Source organism: Nocardia sp. NPDC024068 (genome assembly GCF_040638875.1).
In the GTDB taxonomy this organism is placed as follows: domain Bacteria; phylum Actinomycetota; class Actinomycetes; order Mycobacteriales; family Mycobacteriaceae; genus Nocardia.
The window spans coordinates 70,436-93,494 of sequence record NZ_JBEZYU010000018.1; the positions used below are offsets into that span (position 1 = coordinate 70,436).

Below are 23,059 nucleotides of genomic sequence, written 5' to 3' on the forward strand. Positions count from 1 at the left end.
GAGTGTGCGCAATGTCGATCACGAGCCCCAGCACCGATCGAACCTCTCGGAGGAGACGCCGACCACCGGGAACAGGAGACGGTGGTTCGCCACGGCGTATCGCGCTCGGGTTCGCGGGCGGGCTGATCGCCATCGTCGCGTGGTACGCGGTGTCGGTCTCGGGAATCGTCTCCGGGCGCGGCATTCCGCGTCCCGACGAGGTGATCACCGCGGCCTGGACCCTGTTCACCGAACAGGACCTGCTGTTCGATATCCGGGTCAGCGTCACCCGCGTGATGATCGGCGTGATCATCGGTTCGGTGGCGGCATTACCGGTCGGATTCCTGCTCGCCTGGTATCCGACCCTGCGAGCGATGGTCGAACCGCTGGTCAACTTCTTCCGCGCGCTTCCCCCGATCGCGCTGGTCCCGCTGGTGATCGTGTATTTCGGCATCGGCGAGACCGCGCGGATCTCGATCCTGGTGTACGCCTCGTTCTTCGCCGCGGTGATCGTGCTCTTCGAGGGGATCTCCGGTATCGACCCGCTGTTGATCCGGGCCGCGCGGGTGCTGGGCGCGAACAGTTGGGAGATCTTCGCGCGCGGTGTCGTCCCCGCGTCGGTACCGCACCTGTTCACCGCGGTCCGGGTCGCGCTCGGCGTCTCCTGGGCGACGGTGGTGGCGGCCGAACTCGTCGCGGCGCAGCGCGGGCTCGGCGCCGCCATCCAGGATGCCTCGACGTTCTACCGGATCCCGGATATGTACGTCGGCATCGTGATGATCGGTATCGCCGCGCTCGTGATGGACCTGATTCTCAAACTCGCCCAATCCCGGATGACCGCGTGGCAGGAGAAGTCGAAATGACCAGTGTGGTGACGCCGGAAACCGCGGCCGGAAACCGGATCGCCTTCGACGGCATCGGCAAATACTACGACCGCGCGGGTGACCGGATGCACGTCCTCCGGGATTGTTCGTTCGATATCGAGCCCGGTGAGTTCATCTCGGTGATCGGGCCGTCCGGATGCGGTAAGACCACCCTGCTCAATATGGCCGCCGGATTCCTCTCTCCCGACGAAGGCGCGGTCCGCGTCGGTGGTGTGCCGGTGAAAGGCCCGCACCCGTCGCGCGGCGTGGTGTTCCAGCAGTACGCGATCTTTCCGTGGCTCACCGTCGCCAAGAACATCGAATACGGACTCACCCTCCGGGCCAACCGCAAACCACGCGCCGTCCGCGCCGAAATCGTCGACCGCTACCTGCGACTCATGGGGCTCGAAGCCTTCGCCGATTCCTACCCGAAGGAATTGTCCGGCGGTATGCGTCAGCGGGTGGCGATCGCTCGCGCCTACGCGACGGATCCGCAGGTACTGCTGATGGACGAACCGTTCGCAGCGCTGGACGCGCAGACCCGTGAGCGTATGCAGCAACTACTGCACGAGACGCAATTGACCGAACAGCGCACCGCCCTGTTCATCACCCACAGTGTGGAAGAGGCGATCTTCCTGTCGAACAAGGTGGTGGTGCTCAGCGCCCGGCCCACCCGGGTTCGCGAAATCGTCCCGATCGGTATCGACTTCCCGCGATCGGCCGAAACGCGACTGTCGCCGGCATTCGTCGAATTGCGACGTCACCTGGAGAAACTCCTGCGTGACGAATCGGACCAGGCCGCCGGGGCGGCGCGATGAGCGCCTACCGTCCGCGCCGGATCGTGACCGCCCTGTTCGCCCTCTTGGGGGTACTCACCCTGCTGACCTCGTGTGCGCTGGAAACCTCCGGACCGCGGACGACCGCCGAGGGGCTACCGGTCGTCAAGGTCGGCTACTTGCACACCCTCGCGGTGGACTCCCATATGTGGCTGGGCCTCGAGGAGGGCCTTTTCGAAAAGCACGGTGTGGCGCTGGAACCCGTGAAGTTCGATACCGGAACCGCGTTGAGCCAGGCCCTTTCCGGCGGATCGGTCGATGTCGCGGTGATGGGAGCCGTGCTGTCGAATTTCCCGGCGCAAGGCGTCGGCAAGGTGTTTCTCGCCAACGATATCGAATTCGATACCGCGCAACTGTGGGCTGCACCGTCGTCCGGTATCCGATCGGTGGCCGATCTGAAAGGCAAGCAGGTGATCACGGCCAGCGGGACCACCGCGCATGTGTTCCTGCACAACGCGCTGCGCGCCGAGGGGGTCGATCCGTCGAGCCTGAAGATTATCAATGCCGATCTGCCGTCGGCGGTCAGCGCATTCGTCTCCGGTCAGGTTCCCGCCGTGGCGCTGTGGGTTCCCTTCGATGAGACGGTGGAAAAACAGATGCCCGACGCGCGCATGGTGGCGTCCGCCAAGGATTACTATCCGCAGTCGTCCATCGTCGGGGGCTGGGTCGCCAACAACAATTTCCACGAGTCGAATCCCGAACTGCTGTCGAAGATCACCGGCGCCTGGCTCGAGGCGAACGATCTGCTGATCAACGACCGGCGGCGGGCGCTGACCATCGTCCACGACGCCGCCTACGCGGACAGCCAATCACTCGACGACACCCTGCGCCGATTCGAATTCGCCCGCCTGTACACCAACGACGAATGGGCGCGGATGTACGGGTCCGGTGATCTCGAACGGCAGATCGGCGATATCGAACGGATATTCGTCGAGATAGGCGGTATCGACAAATACGTCGACCCGGCCGAATTCGTCGATACCTCGATCTACACGAACTCCTACAACAACTGGAAGGTTGGTTCATGAACACCAGAATCCGCGTACTCGGGCTCGGCACGATGGGCGGGCGGGTGGCCGCCGCCGCCCGCGAGGCGGGCTACGACGTCCGGGGTTTCGACCCGGTCGCCGCGGCGCGGGATGCCGCGGCCGCCGCCGGGGTGGACGTGGCCGGTGACGGCGCCGCCGCGGTCGCCGACGCCGATCTGATCCTGCTGTCGGTCCCGCGGCCCGAGCATGTCCGTGCCCTCGCCGCCGATGTCCTGCCCGCGGCGCCCGAAGGCGCGGTCGTCGTGGATCTGTCCACCATCGACCCCACCACCGCCCGGCAGGTCGCGGCGGACCTGCAGAAACACGGCGTCACCTATATCGACGCGCCCGTCCTGGGCAGGCCGGCCAAATGTGGTTCCTGGATGCTGGTCTGCGGTGGTGCCGAGGAAGCGATCGACAAGGTCACCCCGGCGCTCACCGCGACGATCGCGTCGACCGTGCAACGGGTCGGTGAGGTCGGCGCGGGGTCGGTGGTCAAGATCGCCAACAACCTGATGTTCGGCGCCATCAACGCGATCACCGCGGAAGCGCTCACACTCTGCGAACGTAACGGTGTCGACGGCGCGACCTTCGTCGACGCGGTGTCACGCTCCGGCGCCGCGACGGTGTCGAACCTGTTCAAGGAGCTCGGTCCACGCATGGTCGACGCCGACGACGACCCGAACTTCGCCCTGGCTCTGCTGGCGAAGGACAACAGGCTCGCACTCGATATCGCGCAGGAATCCGGGACACCCAGTCCTTTGGCCACCGCGATCGTCGGTATCAACGACGTCGGGCTCGATGAGGGGCTCGGCGCACGCGATACCGGCGCGATCATCAAGGCCTACGCGGCCTTGACCCGGGCCGCCGAATGACCTCCGGGTACCCGATCGAACGCCTCACCGTCTCGATCCTGTCCGCCCCCGTCGACAGTGCCGTTCCGATGTCGTTCGGCACGCTGACCGACCGCCGGGTGTGTCTGGTCGAGGTCGAGGCCGGCGGGGTCGTCGGGATCGGCGAGAGCTGGCTCAACTACCCGGGCTGGTCGCATGCGGAACGATTGTCGACGTTCACCGAAGGTATCGCGCCGCTGGTGTTCGGGCTCGACGCGAGCGATCCGGCCGGTGTGCTCGCGCTGCTGTGCGGGCGCCTGCTTCCGGTCGGCCGGCAGGCAGGGGCGATCGGGCCGATCTGGCAGGCGCTGAGCGGAATCGATATCGCGCTGTGGGATATCGCCGGGAAACTCGCCGGGAAACCCGTTCACGAACTGCTGACCGGGACGGCATCACGATCGTCTGTTCCCGCCTACGCCAGCGGGATCGGCCCGTCCGATATCGAATCGCTGTGCGCGGTCGCGCTCGCCGATGGCTATCGCGCGATCAAGACGAAAATCGGGTTCGGCGCCGAACGCGACCGCGCGACGCTGTCGGCCGCACGTGACTGTGTGGGCGCGGGAATCGAACTGTTCGCCGACGCCAACCAGGCGTGGGATGTCGCCGCGGCCACCGAGCAGATCAACGCACTCGCCGACTACGACGTGCGCTGGATCGAAGAGCCGCTGGCCGGCGACCGGGTCGAGGATCTGCAGAAGCTGGCGGCCGCGGTACCGCTACCGATCGCTACCGGTGAAAACGTCTACGGAACAGAGGATTTCGAAAGCCGCACCGGGTCGGGCGCGGTCACGTTGATTCAGCCCGACCTGGCCAAATCGGGCGGTTTCACCATCGCCCGCGCAGTCGCCGAATCAGCGAACCGTTTCGATGTGCGCATCGCACCGCACTGCTATTCGAGCGGAATCGGGATAGCGGCCAGCGCCCAGTTCGGCGCCGCCTACGACCGGGTCGACTGGGTCGAGATGGATGTGCGGCCGAACCCGCTGCGCACCGAGTTGCTCGCGCGCGGACCCGAACTGTCCGACGGTGCGATCCATCTGCCCACGAGCCCGGGGCTCGGGGTCGAACTCGACCCCGCGACGGTGCGCCGTTTCCGTATCCACCGAGAGGAAAGAACTCGCAATGCCCACTGAACTACTGACATCCGCGTCCACCGATACCGTCGTCGCGGGCGCCCGCATCGGCGGCGAGCCGGTCGACGGGACTCCGCACGATATTCCCGACCCGGCCACCGGTGAACGCCTCGCCTCGATCGGCTGGGTAACCGGTGACGTCGCGCGCCGTGCCGCGGCGGTGGCCGCGGGCGCGTTCCGGGAATGGTCGGACACCCCGCCCCGCCGGCGTGCCGCCGCGCTGCGCGCCATCGCCGCGGACCTGCGCGCGAACACCGAATCGCTGGCCGCCACGATCAGCGCGGAATCCGGTAAACGCCTGGCCGAAGCCGTGGGCGAGGTCGGTTTCTCGGCGCAGTACTTCGAATGGTTCGCCGACGCCGCCACCATGCCGGGCGATGGCGGTTTCGTCACCGCACAGCGTCGCTTCACGACCACCCGCCGGCCCGTCGGCGTCGTCGCGGCCGTCAGTCCGTGGAACTTCCCGCTGTCGATCCCCGCGCGCAAGGTGGCTCCGGCGCTCGCCGCCGGATGTACCGTCGTGCAGAAGGCTTCGGAGCTCACACCGCTCACCAGTATCGCGTTCACCGAGATCTGCGAACGGCATCTTCCGCCCGGCGCCGTCAATATCGTGGTCGGGGCGGGTGAGGAACTCACCGGCGCACTGGTGGACTCTCCCGATATCGCCGCGGTCACCTTCACCGGTTCCACCCCGGTCGGCATCCTGGTAGCCCAGCGGGCCATGGGTTCGATGACCCGTGTCACCATGGAACTCGGCGGCAGGGGTCCCTTTATCGTCACCGCCGAAGCGGACCCCGCGGCTGCGCTGGAGGCGCTGCTGATCGCCAAGTTCCGCAACAACGGGGCGTCGTGTATCGCCGCGAACAACGTATTCGTCCACGAATCCCACTACGCGGACTTCGTCGCCGAACTCCGCACCCGTATCACCGCGCTGGTCGCCGGACACCCCGCCGCCAAAGGGACAGATGTGGGCCCCATGCTGCGGGCCGCGCACGCCGAGCGGCTGGAAGACCTTGTCTCGCGCGCCGCTGCGGACGGTTGCCCGGTGGACCGCAGCAAGCTCGGGACCGGGACCGGATACTTCGTGGCCCCGACCCTCGTGGAGGCGGTGGCCGATACGCCGCTGTGGCACCAGGAGATCTTCGGACCGGTATGCGCGGTCCGGCCCTACATCTCCGAGGACGCGGTCGTCACGGAGGTCAACGGCTGGAACACCGGGCTGGGTGGCTACGTGATGTCGGCGGATCCGGAACGCGCCGCCCAGTTGGCCGACCGCCTCGATATCGGGATCGTGGGAGTCAACAACGGCGCTCCGAACACCCCCGAGGTTCCTTTCGGCGGATTCGGCCTGGCCGGACTCGGGCGTGAAGGCGGCCTGTCGGGCCTGCTGGAGTTCACGGAGGAGAAGACGGTGTCGTTCGCTCGCTGACCGGCCCGGCGACGCTGCGGCCAGATGCCCGACCGGTGGGGCAGGTCACCTCTGCCAACCGACCGTGCAGCCGTCCCCCCAAGGCATCATCCGGGCATGGATGATGCCTTGGCCGTGCTGCGTAAGGAGTTCGATGCGGAACCCGGCAGTTTTCTCCTGAAGTTACGCAGCGAACTGGAGTGGGACCGAGCCGGATTCACCCGGCTCGAGCGCGCGATGCGGGCCGTCTGCGACCGAACCCAGCGCGACGATCACCTTCCCCGATGGATCGCCGAAGGGTTCTACTCCGTCAGTTCGGATGTTCCGGATTGGACGGCGCACCCGAACTTCCCGAGACCGGATCCCGTCGGTTACTACGACGCGTGCATCGAACGACTGACCGACCTGGCCGATTGGTATTTCCGAGGTTGGCACGCCTACCAGGAACCACACGTCTGGATCGATCTCTGACCGTCAACATGCACCCGTCACCGCCGGGACCCTCGACCACCCCGAGGGGCAGATAAGCATGGCGGGTGGTGTGCGGTGCTGCGGAGACAGCACCGCACACCATCGCGATCAGCCGGCCGCGGTCAGGATTCGCGCGAGTTCGGCGCCGTGGTGGATGAACCCGGCGTGGCTGGTAGCGAGGGTATGCACCACGAACTCGTTACCGGGGGTCAGCGCGTCCGCGTCCGCGATGAGCCGGTCCTGCATCGCGATCGGCAAGGAGCGATCCGCCGTGAGCCGCACGAAAATGCGCGGGATCCGGCCCCAGGTGGCCGGATTCGCGGTCGCGTCCGCGACCATCACCGCGATCGACTCGTCGGGTTGCAGGATATTCAGGAAGGCCATGAATTCCGCGTCCGACCGGTCGGCCATGGTCGCTTCTTTCAACGCCCGCAGCATTTCCGGGTCCGCTGTCCGATAGTTCGCGCGGCCGGCTCCGAGAACGGCCGGGTCTCCGACGTTCAACGGGGCAAGCCCGGGCAGCAGGCTGTCCGCGAACTCGGGTTCGGACATGTAGGCGACCGGGCTGGGCCGTGTCGTGCACGCCCACGCCGAGATGTAGACGAGCCCGTCGACGAGCTCCGGCAGGCGGCCGGCCGTGGCGGTGATCGTCACACCGCCCAGGCTGGCACCCACCAGGATCACCGGCCCGTGCTCATGCAACCGGGTGACCACCTCGGCGACGCGGTCCACGTTGTCGTCGAGGCTCGCCCCGGCCAGCGTCGACGCCGTGGTCGCGAGTGCGGCCAGGTCCTGTGGTGCCTGATACGACACCGGATATTGAGCTTCGAGACCATGACCGGGAAGGTCCACGGCGTAGGAGCGCTGCCCGAGCAACGCCAGTTCACGTTGCAGCGGCGCCCACATGAACGAGCTGGTGCCGGAGCCGTGCACGAAAACGAATGTCGGGCTCGCGGAGGTGGATACAGAGGAAAACGCAGACACGTTGATGTCCTTCGCGTAGGAGTTCACTACCCGTCGGCGACACGTCTACCCGCAACTCTCGGCGGTTCGGAATAGAGTCCGGCCCACAGGCCGGAGGCACGCGCCGACTATTCGGGGCGCAGGCGCACGAAGAACAACAACATCTGCTGAACCGTACACACCTCGCCGAGGCGGCGCCGCCCGCCCCGCTCGATCACTGCGGCGACCGGGACATACCTGGCAGTGATCGAGTCGTTCGGTCGGGTCTCGTCGGCCTGCCGATATTGGCGGTGTCGATTAGCCTGGCGAAACAGGCGGCGGCGATGCGAGGGGCTGATGAATGACCGAGGCGCAACACCGCCGGGTATCGGCGAATGGCATGCAGTTCCATCTGGTCGAGGCGGGCTCGGGCCCGCTGGTCGTGCTGCTGCACGGGTTTCCGCAGTCCTGGTACTCGTGGCGACACCAGATCCCGGCGTTGGCGGAGAATTTCCGGGTGGTCGCCGTCGATATGCGCGGCTACGGCGGTAGCGATTGTCCACCCGCGGTCGTGGACTACCGTATCGAAGCACTGACAGCGGACGTCGCGGCACTGATTCACGCCCTCGGTGCGCGGACCGCGCATATCGTCGGCCATGATTGGGGTGGCATCGTGGCGTGGGCGTTCGCGGTTCGGTATCCGGACATGGTCGACCGGCTCGTCCTGCTCAACTACCCGCATCCGGTGGAGTTCGCGAGAAAACTGCGCACCGACCCGCGCCAGTTACTGCGAAGCTGGTACATGTTCTTCTTCCAACTCCCGCGGCTGCCCGAATGGGCGATGCGGCGCCGTGACGGCACCGCGCTGGTCGGCGCGATGTTCCGGCAGATGGCCGTCCGTCCGGATACCTTCACCGAGGAAGACCTGGACGAGTACCGGCGCAACATCATGCGACCGGGCGCGGCCACCGCAATGGTGAACTACTACCGGGCGGCATTCCGCGGATTCGGTGCCCTGCACAGGCAGGACCGTGTGGCGGCACCCACAATGGTGATCTGGGCCGAGGACGACGTCGCGCTCGGCCGGGAACTCACCCGTAATCTGCCCGCACGGTTTTCCGGTCCGTTCCGGATCGAATACGTGGCCGAATGTTCACATTGGGTACAGGAGGAGCACCCCGACTTGGTGAATCGGCTACTGTCCGAGCACCTCCGGGGCGAAGTCATCGCCACGAACGAGCATTTCTCAACGGACGGATAGAGACGGATTCAGCAGCGGTCGACCGTCCCCACCACCACGCGATTTCCGGGTGAAGGTGCTCGCTACCCTCGATCCGATCGCGGCAGGATCCGCCGGCGATCGGGCGAAGCCGGTACTGTCGTCGGCTGTCGGCGGAGGGTTCCCGGCCGGTCCACCAGTGCGGCGCCGCGCAACGTCGAATAGTCGGTTTCGGGCGGCGGTAGGTGCGGAGGGACCGTGGACGGCACACCGGTGCGTCCCAGCAGCTTCCTGGCGCCGTACAGTCCCAGTCCGGCGAGCACCCGCGGATTGATGAGAAACCGCGGCAACGACTCCCCCAGGTTGAGGACCTGGTTGAAGTGGGAATCGACCACCGGATCCTGCCACACGGCTTCGGCGAAGAACTGGAAAGCCGGCCAGTTGATCCGGCGCAACATGGTCTTGTGCGGTCCGTCGATGATCGCCTCGGTGCCCTGCGCGTGTTCGTATCCCCGGTCACGGGTCATGGCCAGTGTCCACGGACGTTTCAGGAAACGCGCCTGTTCGGCATAGAAGGCTGCTGGGAACTCCGGGGATGCGGGATCGGTATCTCGGCCAATCCGCTGCACGAGCACACCGGCGACCGCCGCGGACGACATCCCCTGCCCGTATATCGGATTGAACGCGCAGACGGCATCACCCAGCGCGATGAAGCCCGCCGGGGGCGCCGGTAGTCGATCGAACCGACGCCAGATATTTCGCGTCGCACGGGTGGTGTGCACATCTGTCAACGGTTCCGCGGCATCGAGTACCCGGGCGAATTCCTTCGTCCGGGTCTGCCGGGCCAGCTGCTCGAAGGAGGCGGTGTCCGACGGCGCGGGCAACCCCCACGAGGCCATCATCGCGATGATGCGGTTGTCCTCGACCGGGAAGACAATGCAGAGATACTGATGCGACGCCGCCACTCGCGGATCGGCCTCCGGAAGAACCATCATCCATTTCCACCAGGAGATCTGTTCCTCGGGTAGGCGGTACCAGCGGGAGGAGTAGCTGACCTTCGCGTCGAGGGTCAGTTCCTCTACCTCGAATCCCAGGTCCCGCATCCACTTGCTGCCCGGACTGCCGCGCCCTGCCGCATCCACCACGAGATCGGCCGCGAGTTCGCCGCGTGCCGCCGAGCCGGAGTCGCGGTAGGTGACGCCCGTGACCCGCGTCCGGGATCCCGCGACTTCGGACACCAGCCCGTCGACGCGGACACCGTCTCTGATGACGATCCCCGGATCACGGAGCAGCAGTTCCCGCAATGTGGCCTCGACGGTCATCCGGGAGGCGAACAGGGTCGACATCCCTGTCCGCGCCCGCGGCATCCATCCGGTGGCGCAACAGGTTGCGGCGTCGAATCCCGGATCCAGTCTCGAACCACCGTTGGCGAGCAGAAGATCGGTGAAGCCGGGAAACAGCGTCTCGATCGCCTCCCGACCCACGTCGAGCAGGAAATGGTTGTGCCAGGCCTGCGGTGTCCCGCGGCGGCCCGGGCCATTCGATGGCAGAGCGTCTTGTTCGCAGATGGTGACGGTGCCGAACCTGTCACGCAGCGCCCGTGCGGCACATATACCCGCGACGCTTCCTCCGATGACTACTGCGTGCCCTGTACCGGCCATCCGGACAATCCTCTCGATTCCTGCTTTATGCGAATCGCCGTGCCGGATACTCCGGGACCGGAGGACGGTGGGCCGAGGTCGGCAACGGTGCGGTCACGACCCACAATTCGCATTTCGCAGTATCGGCGAAGTGTCCGGTATTCCACTACCGGCGATAGCAGAGTTTGCCTACTGTTAACCTCACTCATTTCGGTCGGGCCGCGAATCGCTGTGCACCGTGCACAATCGATTACTCGAATTATGAGCTCGCAGGACATTCCACAGACCGCGTAGTGCTCCTACCCTGTAGGAACCGCTGCGGATGGAAGTAGATGAGTCTAGTGCCCGGACGCCTGACACCACGCCCGGATGAACCGGATATCCACCTTGCACTGCGCCTTCACGGATTCCGGTTCGACTACATCGCCTGTCGCACCGCCGCATTGGCATTCGCCGCGGAATGGCGCGTTCGTACGCGCGAACAGGTCACAATTATTCCTGGGCAGGTGGACGGCCTGCCCAGGCTTCCCTGCGAAGAATTGTATCTGGATGGCACAGCCGTCATCGGATCCGGGGATACGCCCAAACCGTTGATACACGGCGCGAAAGGCGTGCCTATCGACGCACGGCGGTGAATTCGATTGCGCTGTACGGTGACGAATCAGATCGCCCGGTATCGTCATGAACGATCAGACTCCTTCTACAGGTCACACCCGCAACAAACGGGTCCTGTTACAAAGTCCGACGCGGGACGAACGGACGCGGCACCGGTTCGGGTTATCCCGTTTTGCCGAGTGGACAACCATCCCTACTTTTCGTAAGACTCGGCGAATGCTCGGCGTAGTGCGGCAGCGGCTTCGGATCGCGCGGTGGCGCTGACTTCGAACGGATGGCGCGCGAACTCGTGGATCATTCCCGGATAGCGCCTGACCTCGACCGGCACCCCGGCGCGGGCCAGCGCGGCGGCGTACTCTTCGCCCTCGTCCCTCAGCGCGTCGTATTCGGCGGTGATGACCAGCGCCGGCGGCAAACCGGAATGGTCGGTTGCCAGCAGCGGCGAGACACGTGGATCGAGCTTTTCCTCGTTGCCGCGCAGATAGTTGTCCATGAACCAGTGCTGGCCCGCGCGCGTGATGTTCCCGTATATCCCGGCGAACTCCCGGATACTGATATTGCTGCGCCGGAAGTCCGTATCGGGGTAGATGAGCAATTGGAAGGCCAGCGGTGGTCCCCCCAGATCGCGTGCCATATGCGTAACGACCGCAGCGAGGTTGCCCCCGGCGCTGTCGCCGGCGACAGCGATCTTGTTTCCGTCGGCGCCGAAACTATCGGCGTGTGCCGCGGCCCACTGCGTGGCGGCGAAACACACATCCACTGCTGCAGGAAATTTGTGCTCCGGCGCCAAGGGATAGCCGACCGAGACGACGACGGCGGCGGCGCCGTTGGCGAGGCTACGGCACAGGCCGTCATGGGTATCGAGATCACCGACAACGAACCCGCCCCCGTGGAAGAACACCAGCACGGGCATAGGCGCCACACCGGCCGGTGTGTAGATCCGGATCGGGACCTGGTGGCCCGCCAACGAGATGACACGGTCCGCTATCGCGGCGACCGGTTCCGGTTCACCGAGCATCGGGATCTGGCGTCGCAGTCCCTCGCGTGCCTGCTCGGGTGTGAAGGTATGTAGTTCCGCGAAGCCTGCGCGGGAGATCCGTTCCAGATATGCCTGCACCTGAGGGTGCAACCCCGATGTAGGCGTGTTCGCTGTAGTCATGCAGCTATCCTTCAACTTGAAGCATGGTTCAAGTCAAGGAGAACGAGCGTGGAACTACTCGATATCGCCGAAGTGGCCGGCCGGTCCGGACTGGCCCCGTCTGCCCTGCGGTTCTACGAACGGCGCGGTCTCATCGACTCGGCCGGCCGCAACGGGCTGCGCCGAACGTTCGAACCGGAGGTACTCGATCGGCTGACGCTCATAGACTGTGCACGTCGAGCGGGTTTCACCTTGGCCCAAATCCAGCGGTTCCTGACGGCGACGCCGGATGACACCGAATTACGCGCACACCTCGCGCGACGGGCGAACCAACTCGACCATGACATCGCCCGGCTGACCCGCATGCGCGACAGCCTGCACCACGCAGCGACCTGCACCCACGAACCCTTGGTCGAATGCCCCCAGTTCAAGACGACCATCGCCGACACCGACAACGCGCGCGCAGCCCCGTCGACTCCCGGCGGCCTCATGGCCGCTGGGCCGATGGCCCCTCAGCCCTGACACATTCACGGGCCGGCCGGAAACAGGCACGCAGGGGCAAACGCCCGGAATCCGGCGGTAAGCCCTCGACCGCAGATAGTTCGCGGAGTCGGCACCACCTGGCGGAAACATTTGCCCAGGTCGGCACGAGAGCTACCGCAGATGATCAAGTTATCTGCGCTAGTTTCTCAGCGCCGGATCCCGGCCGGTTACACCACTGCACCCGGCCTGCGCTGGGGTCTCGAAACCTTGGTAATGAGATGGCCCTTAGAGGACATACAGGATCTGAGCAACCATTCCGACTGCTCACCGTCAGCGAATACGCGTGAGAGGAACCGATCGAACCGTGCCTGCCGGATCTGAGCGTCGATGGTCGCGGCACTGATACCGGGACCGGCGTCGCGGGCGGCCTTCTCGGCCGCAACCTTGATCGCCAGTTCCAGAGATCGCCAGTCCGGGTAGCCGGATCGGTCGGTCACCGCGGAATCCCTCCGGACGAATACCGGCCAATTCGAACAGATCCGCCGCGACCTCGCAGCCGGTGCGACGGCCGATCACATCGAGATGCTCGGCGAGCCGATCGGCGGACAGCAGCTTTCCGGCTCGCACAGCATCGCGGACGGTACCGGCGACCAGTGACATGTCCGTGCCGAGGTCGACGAGGTCGGCGATCGTCCGCTCGCCCACCACCTGAAAGGGTGAACGCATGACGACCCACCTCGAAAACCTCACCACCGAAGCCGAACGCGACGGCGTCCAGCAACTCGTCGTCGGCGCGGTCGTCGAACACAACGAACGCATCCTGCTGCTGTGCCGACCCAGCAACGATTTCATGGGCGGCATCTGGGAACTGCCCAGCGGCAAAGTGGAACCCGGTGAAAACCTCGACCAGGCACTCGCCCGCGAGGTCACCGAAGAAACCGGCCTCCAGGTCACCGGCATCGGCCGCTACATCGACAGCTTCGACTACCGCTCCGGAAGCGGCAAACACAGCCGCCAATTCAACTTCGCCGTCCACTGCGCCGCTCCCGAACCCGTCCGGCTCACCGAGCACGACGCCTACACCTGGACCCCACTCACCGAAGAACCTCCCGTCACCGACGCCGTCAAACAGACACTCACCGCATATCGAAACGCCGACTGAACTCGCGATCATCGTGGACGCGACGGCACCGGATGGGCGCTGACGGCGGCCGTCGCGTCGCCATTCGGCAAAACGAGTAGACGGGCCTCGTGGCAGCACGCATCACCACAGGCTCGTCGAACGGACTAGAGGGTCATACGCCGCAGAGGATGCGTGGTCGAGATAAGCGCCCAGACCTGGTTCGATGACCACCACACTGACACAAAATGACCCTCACACCGGAATTTCAGTGTGAGGGTCAGCTGTCGTAGAAAGTGTCGTTCGAATAACACATAATTCCTGGTGGAGCTAAGGGGACTCGAACCCCTGACCCCCACGAAGAGGTTCATGAGACTCGTCGATCCGGCGAGACATCGACGTTCGGCACCGACCCCTGCGACGGCAACGCAGACGGGCACACCAGCAGGGTGCAATCCAGGCGAATTACGTTCAGCTACAAGGAAATACAGTGTGCGGTAAGAAACCACCGTCGGGACCCCATCACGTGACCCAGGGTCGAACCACCCCCGAAGCTACCGTCACAACGAACACTCGACCCTCCAGACCGGTCGTCAGAACGTCAAGTCGACCGGCAGCCCACGCAGCCTGCTGGCCGGCTACGCCCAAGACGACGCACGACACCCCAGTAGCCGGCTGACCAGGGAAGAAGCTACACGACCGACGATGCACCTCCGGTCCGCGAGCATCTCTCTCCCCCGGTAGACATCCGGCGCCGACGTCACATCGACGACGAAAGCGCGGGGTAACCGCGGGGCTTGCTCGAGTCTGCACCCACGTAGCGCGACCCGCCTATGCCGTTCGCATGCCGCTGGGCCGGTTCCGGTCAGGGTTCGATCAAACCTGTTGTCCGTGCCCAGCTCCGGACTCGGGTCATGCCTTCGTCGAGGGAGACTTGCGGTCGGTAGCCGAGGGTGGTCTGGATTTTTTCGATGGAGTAGGTGCCGGGGCGGTTGAGTAGTTCCATGGTTCCGGCGCTGAGGTCGGTGGCCTGGCCGATCCGGCGCAGGATCGATCCGGCGATATCGGCCAGTGGGGCGGCGACGGCCATCGGGAGTGTGCGCAGGGTGCCGTTGCTCATGCGGGCCAGTTCGCCGAAGAAGTCGGCGCACCGGACGCCGATTCCGTCGGTGATGTTATAGATCTGGCCTCTCGACCGGTCAGAGGCGAGGACGAGGATCAGGCCGTCGACGAAGTTGTCGATGTAGACCGGGGAGAAGATGCCGTTACCGCCGTCGGGTAGCGGAAAGCCGGTCGGCTTACGCATTTCGGTGACGGGTGAGCGGACCCATACCGAACCCGGCCCCCAGACGTCACCGGGCCGGATCACGGTCACAGCGATCTCGCCGGCCGCGTGGGCGGCGAGCACGACGGCTTCGGAGTTGACCTTCGTATCGGTGTAGACGTCGCCATTGACCTGGACGGGATACGTCTCGTCCACATCGTCGGGGAAGTCGAATCCATAGGCGGCGACCGAGGAGAAGTGGACGAAGCGGGGCACACCGGCGGCGATCGCGGCGCGCAGGACGCGGCTGGTTCCCAGAACGTTGACCCGCCAGGACTGTTCGAGTGGGTAGGCCGCGCCGAGCAGGGCGGCGGTGTGGATGACGATATCGGCGCCGTCGAGGGCACCGGCCCAGGCGCCCGGGTCGGTGGTATCACCGGCGACCACGTCGTGTTCTGTATCGGCGACCAGATCGACACCGCGGACGCGGGCACCGAGGTCGCGTAGCCGCTGGGCCACCGCCCGGCCGATGAATCCATTCGCGCCGGTGATGAGGACGGTCGTGCCGGTCATCGAGGGTGCGGGCCGGTCGTGGTCGCTCATAGGGGTACCGGCCCGGTGATCTGGGCTGCGCCGCCGCCGATGTATTCGACCGGGCCGAGGTTCTGTTCGGCGGACAGGGTGCGGGTGAGGTGGGAGACCAGTGCCGCGTCGAGGATCGAGTGGAAGGTGCCGTCCTCGTTGAAGTTCACGTTGGCGCCGCTGATGCGGAACAGGACGACGGTGTCTTCGGTGTTGGTGTCCGGGCACACCAGGGTGTGGACCGAAGAGCCCGGTTCGAACAGGTAGGAACCCGCGGTCTGCGGCTGGTCACGGTATTCGTCGTAGTGCCAGCTGCCGCTGATGGTCCAGGAGTCGACGACGCCGGTGTGATAGTGCAGCGGGATCCGGGCGCCCGGCGCGAAGGTCGCCAGCACCACCCATTCCCCGTTCTCGATATCCACGCGCAGCGGTTTGAAATGCACCCCGGGGCCGAGGGCGTCACGCACCAGCGGGATGTCCTTCTCGTTCACCGTCAGCAGTTCACCCTGGGGCAGCGCGACCAGCGGCAGCGGAGCGCCGCTGCCGGTCACGGCAGGGCCGGGCACGATCGATGCGGTCATCGGGTGTTCCTTTCGTGGGCGGCGCCACAGTGCGCGCGTTGCCTCCACCTTCTCCGCTCGGCCCGCTGAAGTATTGACAATAGAAGACGAATATTTGACTGTGTAGGACATGTCTGTGATCCGCGGCACGTCGTTGACCGGTTTCGGTGAGCTGGTCACCGAACTCGGGGGCGACCCGGATCCGTTGCTGCGCCGGGCCGGGATCCGGCCCGGCGATATCGAGCGGTTCGACTCGTTCTTCACCTACCGGGCGATGATGCACGTGATGGAGACGGCGGCCGCGGCCACCGCGACCACCGATTTCGGGCTGCGGCTGGGGGCCCGCCAAGGCATCGACATCCTCGGCCCGGTCGGTGTCGCGGCCCGCACCTCGGCGACCGTGGCCGAAGCACTGCAAACCTTCGAACACTACCTGGCCGCCTACAGCCCCGCCATCGGCGTGCACGTCGCACCCCTGCCAGGCGACGAGGTCGCCTTCCTCGAGTTCAAGGTCCTGCTCGCGAACCCACCGGCCCATCCGCAGACCATCGAGTTGTCCCTCGGGGTCACGCTGCAGGTCTTGCGGTTCATGCTGGGATCGCAGTACTCGCCCACCGTTGTGCACCTACCGCACGAACCGCTGTCCTCACGCGAGGAGTACCTGCGGTATTTCGCCTGCACGACTCGATTCGAGCAACGCCGCGCGGGGTTCACGATCCCGGCCCGCGACCTCGAACGCCCACTGGTCCAGGACCAGCAGGCCCACCGTGCCGTGCTGACCTACCTCGACACCGTCATCGACCGCCACGACCACACCGTGCGCACCTCGATCAGGGGACTGGTGCGTCAACTGCTGCCCACCGGCGCCGCGACGCTGACGGTGCTCGCCGCGCAATACCGGATCCACCCCAAATCCCTGCAACGCCGGCTGGCCGCGGAAGGAACCACGTTCGCCGCGCTCGTCGACGACGTCCGCCGCGAGATGGCCCAGCACTACCTCCGCGACACCGGGGTCACCCTGGCCCACCTCGCGCGCGAACTCGGCTACGCCGAACAGAGCGTGCTGACCCGCTCGTGTCGCCGCTGGTTCGGCGCGAGTCCCGCGGTGTTGCGCAAGCGATGGCGTACCGAACACCTGCCGCCCGCGGACCTGCCATAGGGCAGTGCGCCGGACCACTTGCTGTCTTCTGAAATCAACAAAGCGTCCTCCAATGTCAAGACTCAGGGTCGGCTCGTCGGGCACGGTGGCACCACGTAACCAGCAAGGAGCCCCCATGTCGCCCACTTCCGACCCGGACGCACCCAACGCGCAGCACCTACCCGAGCCCGCACGAATGCGTGCGGTGTTGATGCGGGACGCCCGGCTGGAGGTCGCCGAGGTTCCCGAACCCGTACCCGGTCCGGGCGAGGTGCTGGTGGACGTGCTGGCCTGTGGGATCTGCGGCTCGGACCTGCACTGCGCCGCACACGGACCCCAATTCAACGCCGCAACCCAGGGCGCGGCGGGATTCGACCTGCTGGACCTGTCCCGGCCCGTCGTGTTCGGCCATGAGTTCGTCGGCAGAATCGTGTCCTACGGACCCGATACCGCGCAACGCATCCCCGTCGGCCGACGCGTGGTCTCGATGCCGGTCCTGCTGCGAGATCAACCGGTCATGCTCGGTTTCGGTGGCACCGCCACCCCCGGCGGCTATGCCGAGAAGATGGTGCTGTCCGAGCCCCTGCTGATCGAGGTGCCCGACCACCTTCCCACCGAGATCGCCGCCCTCACCGAACCCCTCGCAGTGGCCTACCGCAGCATCGAGCGTGCCGAGACCACCCCTGACACCGTCCCCTTGGTAGTGGGCTGCGGACCCATCGGGCTCGCCGTGATCGCCATCCTGAAAATGCGCGGCCTCGGACCCATCGTCGCCTCCGACTACTCCCCCGAACGCCGCGAACTCGCCCGCCGCCTCGGCGCCGATATCGTCGTCGACCCCCGCCAGGACTCCCCCTTCGACGCCCTGGCGACCGCCGCGACCACCGACGACCCCACCCGGATGGCCGCCCCCACCGCCATCCTCGGGCAGCTACCTCTGCGCCCCACCGTCGCCTTCGAATGCGTCGGCGCCCCCGGACTCATCCAGCAGCTCATCAGCGGTATCCCCGCGGGCTCCCGCATCGTCGTCGCCGGCATCAACCTCGCCTCCGACGAATTCGAGCCGGCCCAGGGCATCCTCAAAGAACTCGATATCCGCTTCTCCCTGTACTACTCCCCCGAGGACTTCGCCGCGACCTTCGCCCACCTGTCCGCCGGTGACCTCGACGCCCGCGCACTACTTACCGGAACCGTCGGCCTCGACGGCGTCGCCGACGCCTTCGACCGCCTGCGCACCGACCCCCACGACGCCAAAATCCTGCTCGACCCGGCACACTGAACCGCCGCGCGACCCCGGATCACCTGAACTCTCAGGCGGCGGGTGCCGATTACCGCGGCGGCTGCACCTCGAACGACGGCATCGCGTACTCGCCGTTCTGCACCGTCACGCTCGGCCCGTACATCCGCAAAATGAGGTAAGCGTCCTTCTCCGGAATCGGCAGGAAGTTCGGATCGGCTGCGCGGGTTTCAGCGTCGGCGCCGAGCTCGAGTGTGTAGTAGCCCTCGGCGTCGGGCGTGAGTGTGCGGTCGCCGCGACTGTGCCGGTTGATCGCGTTGTGGGCCATCAGCCGGTCATCGCTGCCGTAAACGGTGAACGACCAGAACTCACTGACCTCCGGAGACAGGAACCGCGCCCGGTAGGTCTTGCCGCCCGACCCGTTGATCGGCAGCCCGTCCGAACCCGTCTCGACCTTCAGGTACACCGACTCGACCGGGGGCAGACCCCACTGACCGAGGAACGTGCCACACGCGAACAGATCACGCCGCTCACTCTGCAGATCGGCGCGAGTGCCCAGCAGCCGACGCCCGTCGGTCTGCTGTGGTGCCAGCTCACAGATCCGCGCCATCCCCAACTGCTGTCCACGTTCGGCCGCATCGAGCTGTTCGCCGGTGAAATCGGTTCGCCCGGGCGCCAGCCCGATATCGCGATACTCGAAGAGCCAGTTGGCGTCGGCGCGAGGCATCGACCCGGCCGCCAACACGAAATCGACCCGCTGCAACCAGTTCGTCACCGCCGGGTCGGGATAGGTACGGGTGACCGGGTCCGGGCCCGCGACACCGAGGAACGCCGACAGCGTCTCGATCTTCCACCGATCCTGGTATCCCCGAGCAGTCTCGAGATCGTCACCGCCGATGGTCATGACACGGCCCATGACCTTGATCAGATCCGATTCCGAGGACACGACCTCCTCGATACCGTCGGGGACCGCACCGGCCCAGTCTCCGCTGGTGAACAGGAACCGCCCGCCCCGGGCGCCGCGGGTTCGGGACCCGATCATCGCATTGGTGTAGTGACCGAGGTCCATGGTGTGCAGAATCCAATACCGGCCCTCATCGAAATCCGGAACGCTCACCACCACCGGCTCGGCCCCCACATCGAACCAGCCCTGCAGATGCAGCGTGTCGTTGTTGATCGTCGGATGCGCGGTATAGGTGTCATCAGCCAGATCACGCAACAACTGGAACTCGTTCAGCGCCGCACCCGGCGCAATCGTCGTCTCGAACAAGAACTTGTACGCCTCGTCGATCGAATACGCGTACAAATACGCATCCCGGGCCAACTCATCGGAAATCACCACACGAGCACCTCCGAACTCATCGCACTGCACCGACCACCTCATCCCAGGACACCCCACTGCGGCCCCGGGGGATTCGAGAATCAACACATGCAAGACCATTTCGAGGTGGGAAGATTGCATTCCGCCCGGAACCCCGGCGTACCGACCCAGTACAACCGAACCGGACTCCGCCAACCCCGCCGACGCGCCGCCACCCCACCATTCCGGACGAATACTCGCCACCAATACGGCGTATCGGGCTCAGGGTGGAAGCGTGCGGTGTCCTCGGCCCGGTTCACGCACCTGCTTGGCCCTACGTGGCCGGCGGCGCGGGTAACGGACGCACACAGCGCGCCAACGCGACCACCCAGGTCGACTGCCGTGTCCAGCGCGATCAACCGTGGCACGACCCCCGTCCCTCGACGACAATCGACAGATCCATCGCAACCACACGGCATCCAGAGCGGTTCCTCGAGACGATTGCTATCGAACCCGCCGGTCCGGTCTCGGTGGACACAACTGCCCACGCGACCGCATCGATATCGGCCAACGGGATCCAGGACCAAAACGGGGGTAACCGCGGGGCCAGACACAAAAAACAGGTCATTCCCGGTCATAGACCGGGAATGACCTGCTATTTTGTGGAGCTAAGGGGACTCGAACCCCTGACCCCCACACTGCCAGTGTGGTGCGCTACCAGCTGCGCCATAGCCCCGGATATTTGCCGCCGGTTCCCCGGCTGCCTGAACGAAGTTACACCACCTCCACGTCAGGAGCCAAATCGCCTGGATTCCCCGTGAACGCTGAGGTCACGGGGCTACCTGCTGGACCCATTCGGGTTCGTTGACGTCGATCTTGGTGGCGACGTCGAAGACTGCCGGGGTGGCGGCGTCGCCGTCCAGGGCGGCGGCGAGGTCGTCGACCGCGGCGCCTGCCTGGTCCTGGGCCTGGGTGCGGCGGGTTCCGTCGGTGATGCAGTCGAGGGCGGGTTCGGGGGCGCCGGCTCCGGTGGCGAGGGAGGCCAGTTCCTCGTCGGTCAGGCCGGAGCCCTCCTCCGGCTGGCGGTCGGTGAACAGGGTGTCGTGGAACTTCGCGAAGGTGACCGCGGGGCCGGCGTCGGCCACGCATTGCAGGGCGGCGGTGGCCCGGGTGGAGTAGTCGCCGCTGGAGGATTTGGGGTCGAGGAAGTTGACGAAGCGGTAGCGGACCGCGAGTTTGCCTTCGTCGACCTTCTGGGCGATCTCCTGGCCGTAGAGGGTCTCGAGGCTGCCGCAGGCGGGGCACATGGGGTCTTCGTAGATCTCGATGGTTTTGGGCGCTTCGGGGCGGCCCAGGCGGACGCCGCCGTCGCTCTGCAGATCGACGGTGACCGCTTCGTCGCGGACCGTTCCGTAGCCGTCGTTGCGCACCTCGGCGCCGTCGCTGCCCCAGCGGAAGGCGAAGAAGACGATCAGCGCGATCACCACCACGGCGACAGCGCCGAGGGCGTAGGTGGTGCGGCTGGACATGGGACGAGGGGTATAGCCGGGCGACGAATTGCTCACCCGGACCACTCTGCCGCATCCGGGCGAACCGGTCACGCGCGAACCACCCGGGGTGGCCGCGGGCAGGTCACGCCCGGTGCGGTCCGGCACCTCCGGCGGGGAATCCCGCGGCCTCCTCGGCGGCTGCCACGTTCACCTGGGGTTTCTCGCTACCGGAGTCGGTCGGTTGGTCGCCTTCGGGGGTGCGGCGCATGGGTTCGGGGACGATCGTCCAGGCCAGCGCGGCGACGAGCAGCAGCGATCCGGTGACGGCCAGACCCGCGCCGTAGGAGAGCGACTGGGCGATGGCGCCGACGATGATCGGGCCGAGGACGGTGCCGAGATCCTGAGACATCTGGAAACCTGCGAGCATGGTGCCGCCGCGGGCGTTGGCGCCGATGATATCGCCGACCGCCGCCTGCTGGGCGGGGGTGAACAGGCCCGATCCGATGCCGGCGACGAACGAGGTGACCAGCAGCCAGGTCAGGTCGGGGGCGAGGCCCAGGCCGGTGGTGCCGACCGCGCAGATCAGCGCGCCGGAGATCAGCAGCGGGCGCCGGCCGTAATGGTCGGAGAGGCGGCCGGAGAAGAACAGGACGGTCGCGTTGCCGGCGGCGAATACGGTGAGCGCCACCCCGGCCATCCCGGAGGGTTGCCCGAGCACCTCGACCACCAGCAGCGGCACCAGCGCCATCCGCACCCCGAAGACGGCGGCGCCGTTGGCGAAGTTGGACCACAGGGCGGCCCGGTATTCGGGTCGGGCCAGGCCCTGCATGAAGCTGACGGTGCGCACGTCACCGGCGGACTCCGATTCGGTGAGCCGGGAATCGCGGAGGTTGAAATACACCACCGCGACCGCCGCCAGCAGCGCGATCGCGTAGATGAGGAAGGGGGCGCGCAACCCGAACCCGGCGAGTGCGCCGCCCACCAGCGGGCCGGACAGTCCGCCGATGAGGAAACAGGTGGACCACAACCCGGTGACCCGGCCGCGTTCGGCGGGTGGGGAGAGCCGGATCACCAGCGCCATCGAGGAGACGGTGAACATGGTGGAGCCGACGCCGCCGAGTGAGCGCAGCACCATGAGCTGCCAGTAGGTCTGGGCGAAGGCGCTGGCCCCGGTGGAGACCGCGACGATCAGCAACCCGACCAGGTAGATCCGCCGCTCCCCCAGCATCTGCACCAACCGCCCGCTGACCGGGGCGAACAGCAGCCGCATGGCGGCGAAAGCGCTGACGATCGCCGACGCGGCGGCCACCCCGACGCCGAAGCTCAGCGCGAACTGGGGCAGCACCGGCGACACCAGGCCGAATCCGATGGAGATACAGAACGCGGCGCCGATCAGAACCCAGATCTCGCTGGGCAGCGGTGCGCGGCCGGGTTTGCGCCGATGCAGGCGGGCACGCAGCCTGCGGAACGCCGCCGGGTCCGTTCCACCCGATCCGTTGGTGCCCCCGGATCCGGGTCGATCGTTTTTTACGGCGTCACCACTCACCCAGGCAACCAACGCGGGGTCGGGCGTCACAATTCCCGGTGTTATTGGAGCGGCTCCGCCGCTCGAGGTCCGGGCTGGAATTTTGGAGCGGCTCCGCCGCTCGAGGTTCGGCCCTCCTGAGCGTCTGCTGTCAGCCCTCGAGACTCGTGGCTTCGCCACATGCGCTTCGAGGGC

At 66.3% G+C, this 23,059-nt stretch carries 22 protein-coding genes and 1 tRNA gene; 13 read left to right on the top strand and 10 right to left on the bottom strand.

The window, feature by feature from the left end:
- Window positions 1-11 precede the first annotated feature (11 nt).
- From AB0F41_RS16705 to AB0F41_RS16735, 7 genes are all read left to right on the top strand, one after another.
- Window positions 12-842: an ABC transporter permease gene (locus tag AB0F41_RS16705; protein ID WP_357424598.1), complete on the top strand. Its 831-nt coding sequence runs from the start codon at window positions 12-14 to the stop codon at window positions 840-842.
- The gene (locus AB0F41_RS16710) at window positions 839-1,660 is read left to right on the top strand and encodes an ABC transporter ATP-binding protein (RefSeq protein ID WP_357424600.1); all 822 of its coding nucleotides are present in this window, start codon (window positions 839-841) and stop codon (window positions 1,658-1,660) included. Before AB0F41_RS16705 ends, AB0F41_RS16710 begins: the two co-directional genes overlap by 4 nt.
- Complete coding sequence (locus AB0F41_RS16715) at window positions 1,657-2,706, top strand: ABC transporter substrate-binding protein (protein WP_357424602.1); 1,050 nt, start codon at window positions 1,657-1,659, stop codon at window positions 2,704-2,706. Before AB0F41_RS16710 ends, AB0F41_RS16715 begins: the two co-directional genes overlap by 4 nt.
- Window positions 2,703-3,581 carry an NAD(P)-dependent oxidoreductase gene (locus AB0F41_RS16720; RefSeq protein WP_357424604.1) on the top strand — a complete coding sequence of 293 codons (879 nt, stop codon included), beginning with the start codon at window positions 2,703-2,705 and terminating at the stop codon, window positions 3,579-3,581. The genes AB0F41_RS16715 and AB0F41_RS16720 overlap by 4 nt, the downstream gene beginning before the upstream one ends.
- Window positions 3,578-4,732 (top strand): mandelate racemase/muconate lactonizing enzyme family protein, encoded by a 1,155-nt coding sequence (locus tag AB0F41_RS16725; protein ID WP_357424606.1) that lies wholly within the window; start codon window positions 3,578-3,580, stop codon window positions 4,730-4,732. Before AB0F41_RS16720 ends, AB0F41_RS16725 begins: the two co-directional genes overlap by 4 nt.
- A complete protein-coding gene (locus AB0F41_RS16730) occupies window positions 4,722-6,161 on the top strand; it encodes an aldehyde dehydrogenase family protein (protein ID WP_357424608.1) in 1,440 nt (479 codons plus the stop codon). Before AB0F41_RS16725 ends, AB0F41_RS16730 begins: the two co-directional genes overlap by 11 nt.
- A 96-nt stretch (window positions 6,162-6,257) precedes the next feature.
- The gene (locus AB0F41_RS16735; RefSeq protein ID WP_357424609.1) at window positions 6,258-6,611 is read left to right on the top strand and encodes a hypothetical protein; all 354 of its coding nucleotides are present in this window, start codon (window positions 6,258-6,260) and stop codon (window positions 6,609-6,611) included.
- A 108-nt stretch (window positions 6,612-6,719) separates the two neighbouring features.
- Here AB0F41_RS16735 and AB0F41_RS16740 read toward each other — a convergent pair whose 3' ends face one another.
- Entirely contained in the window at window positions 6,720-7,595 is an 876-nt protein-coding gene (locus AB0F41_RS16740; RefSeq protein WP_357424611.1) for an alpha/beta fold hydrolase, read from the bottom strand.
- 319 nt (window positions 7,596-7,914) lie between these two features.
- Here AB0F41_RS16740 and AB0F41_RS16745 point away from each other — a divergent pair, with 319 nt between their 5' ends.
- The gene (locus AB0F41_RS16745) at window positions 7,915-8,814 is read left to right on the top strand and encodes an alpha/beta fold hydrolase (protein ID WP_357424613.1); all 900 of its coding nucleotides are present in this window, start codon (window positions 7,915-7,917) and stop codon (window positions 8,812-8,814) included.
- A 62-nt stretch (window positions 8,815-8,876) separates the two neighbouring features.
- Here AB0F41_RS16745 and AB0F41_RS16750 read toward each other — a convergent pair whose 3' ends face one another.
- Entirely contained in the window at window positions 8,877-10,433 is a 1,557-nt protein-coding gene (locus tag AB0F41_RS16750; RefSeq protein ID WP_357424615.1) for a hypothetical protein, read from the bottom strand.
- A 311-nt stretch (window positions 10,434-10,744) separates the two neighbouring features.
- Here AB0F41_RS16750 and AB0F41_RS16755 point away from each other — a divergent pair, with 311 nt between their 5' ends.
- On the top strand, window positions 10,745-11,047 hold the full coding sequence (locus AB0F41_RS16755; protein WP_357424617.1) for a hypothetical protein: 303 nt from the start codon (window positions 10,745-10,747) through the stop codon (window positions 11,045-11,047).
- Between the two features lie 173 nt (window positions 11,048-11,220).
- Here the strand turns inward: AB0F41_RS16755 and AB0F41_RS16760 are convergent, their stop codons facing one another.
- Window positions 11,221-12,186: an alpha/beta hydrolase gene (locus tag AB0F41_RS16760; RefSeq protein WP_357424618.1), complete on the bottom strand. Its 966-nt coding sequence runs from the start codon at window positions 12,184-12,186 to the stop codon at window positions 11,221-11,223.
- A 48-nt stretch (window positions 12,187-12,234) separates the two neighbouring features.
- Between AB0F41_RS16760 and AB0F41_RS16765 the strand changes: the two genes are divergently transcribed.
- Window positions 12,235-12,687 carry a MerR family transcriptional regulator gene (locus tag AB0F41_RS16765; RefSeq protein WP_357424620.1) on the top strand — a complete coding sequence of 151 codons (453 nt, stop codon included), beginning with the start codon at window positions 12,235-12,237 and terminating at the stop codon, window positions 12,685-12,687.
- Window positions 12,688-12,875: 188 nt separating this feature from the next.
- On the opposite strand, the gene AB0F41_RS16770 is transcribed toward AB0F41_RS16765, so the two are convergent.
- Window positions 12,876-13,145 (bottom strand): hypothetical protein, encoded by a 270-nt coding sequence (locus AB0F41_RS16770; RefSeq protein ID WP_357424622.1) that lies wholly within the window; start codon window positions 13,143-13,145, stop codon window positions 12,876-12,878.
- Window positions 13,146-13,372: 227 nt separating this feature from the next.
- Here AB0F41_RS16770 and AB0F41_RS16775 point away from each other — a divergent pair, with 227 nt between their 5' ends.
- Window positions 13,373-13,810, top strand: coding sequence for an NUDIX domain-containing protein (locus AB0F41_RS16775; protein ID WP_357424624.1), 438 nt, complete (start codon window positions 13,373-13,375; stop codon window positions 13,808-13,810).
- A gap of 823 nt (window positions 13,811-14,633) precedes the next feature.
- Here the strand turns inward: AB0F41_RS16775 and AB0F41_RS16780 are convergent.
- A complete protein-coding gene (locus AB0F41_RS16780) occupies window positions 14,634-15,635 on the bottom strand; it encodes an NAD(P)-dependent oxidoreductase (RefSeq protein WP_357424626.1) in 1,002 nt (333 codons plus the stop codon).
- The gene (locus AB0F41_RS16785; protein ID WP_357424628.1) at window positions 15,632-16,195 is read right to left on the bottom strand and encodes a 2,4'-dihydroxyacetophenone dioxygenase family protein; all 564 of its coding nucleotides are present in this window, start codon (window positions 16,193-16,195) and stop codon (window positions 15,632-15,634) included. The genes AB0F41_RS16780 and AB0F41_RS16785 overlap by 4 nt, the downstream gene beginning before the upstream one ends.
- Before the next feature lie 109 nt (window positions 16,196-16,304).
- On the opposite strand from AB0F41_RS16785, the gene AB0F41_RS16790 reads away from it, so the two are divergent.
- Both AB0F41_RS16790 and AB0F41_RS16795 read left to right on the top strand, forming a co-directional pair.
- Entirely contained in the window at window positions 16,305-17,333 is a 1,029-nt protein-coding gene (locus tag AB0F41_RS16790; RefSeq protein ID WP_357424630.1) for an AraC family transcriptional regulator, read from the top strand.
- A 115-nt stretch (window positions 17,334-17,448) separates the two neighbouring features.
- Window positions 17,449-18,591: a zinc-binding dehydrogenase gene (locus AB0F41_RS16795; protein ID WP_357424632.1), complete on the top strand. Its 1,143-nt coding sequence runs from the start codon at window positions 17,449-17,451 to the stop codon at window positions 18,589-18,591.
- A gap of 49 nt (window positions 18,592-18,640) precedes the next feature.
- Here the strand turns inward: AB0F41_RS16795 and AB0F41_RS16800 are convergent, their stop codons facing one another.
- From AB0F41_RS16800 to AB0F41_RS16815, 4 genes are all read right to left on the bottom strand, one after another.
- Window positions 18,641-19,891: a DUF1254 domain-containing protein gene (locus AB0F41_RS16800; RefSeq protein ID WP_357424633.1), complete on the bottom strand. Its 1,251-nt coding sequence runs from the start codon at window positions 19,889-19,891 to the stop codon at window positions 18,641-18,643.
- A 621-nt stretch (window positions 19,892-20,512) separates the two neighbouring features.
- Window positions 20,513-20,585 (bottom strand) — tRNA-Ala (locus tag AB0F41_RS16805).
- 94 nt (window positions 20,586-20,679) lie between these two features.
- On the bottom strand, window positions 20,680-21,378 hold the full coding sequence (locus AB0F41_RS16810; RefSeq protein WP_357424640.1) for a thioredoxin domain-containing protein: 699 nt from the start codon (window positions 21,376-21,378) through the stop codon (window positions 20,680-20,682).
- Between the two features lie 103 nt (window positions 21,379-21,481).
- Window positions 21,482-22,786 (bottom strand): MFS transporter, encoded by a 1,305-nt coding sequence (locus AB0F41_RS16815; RefSeq protein WP_357424642.1) that lies wholly within the window; start codon window positions 22,784-22,786, stop codon window positions 21,482-21,484.
- Window positions 22,787-23,059 lie beyond the last annotated feature (273 nt).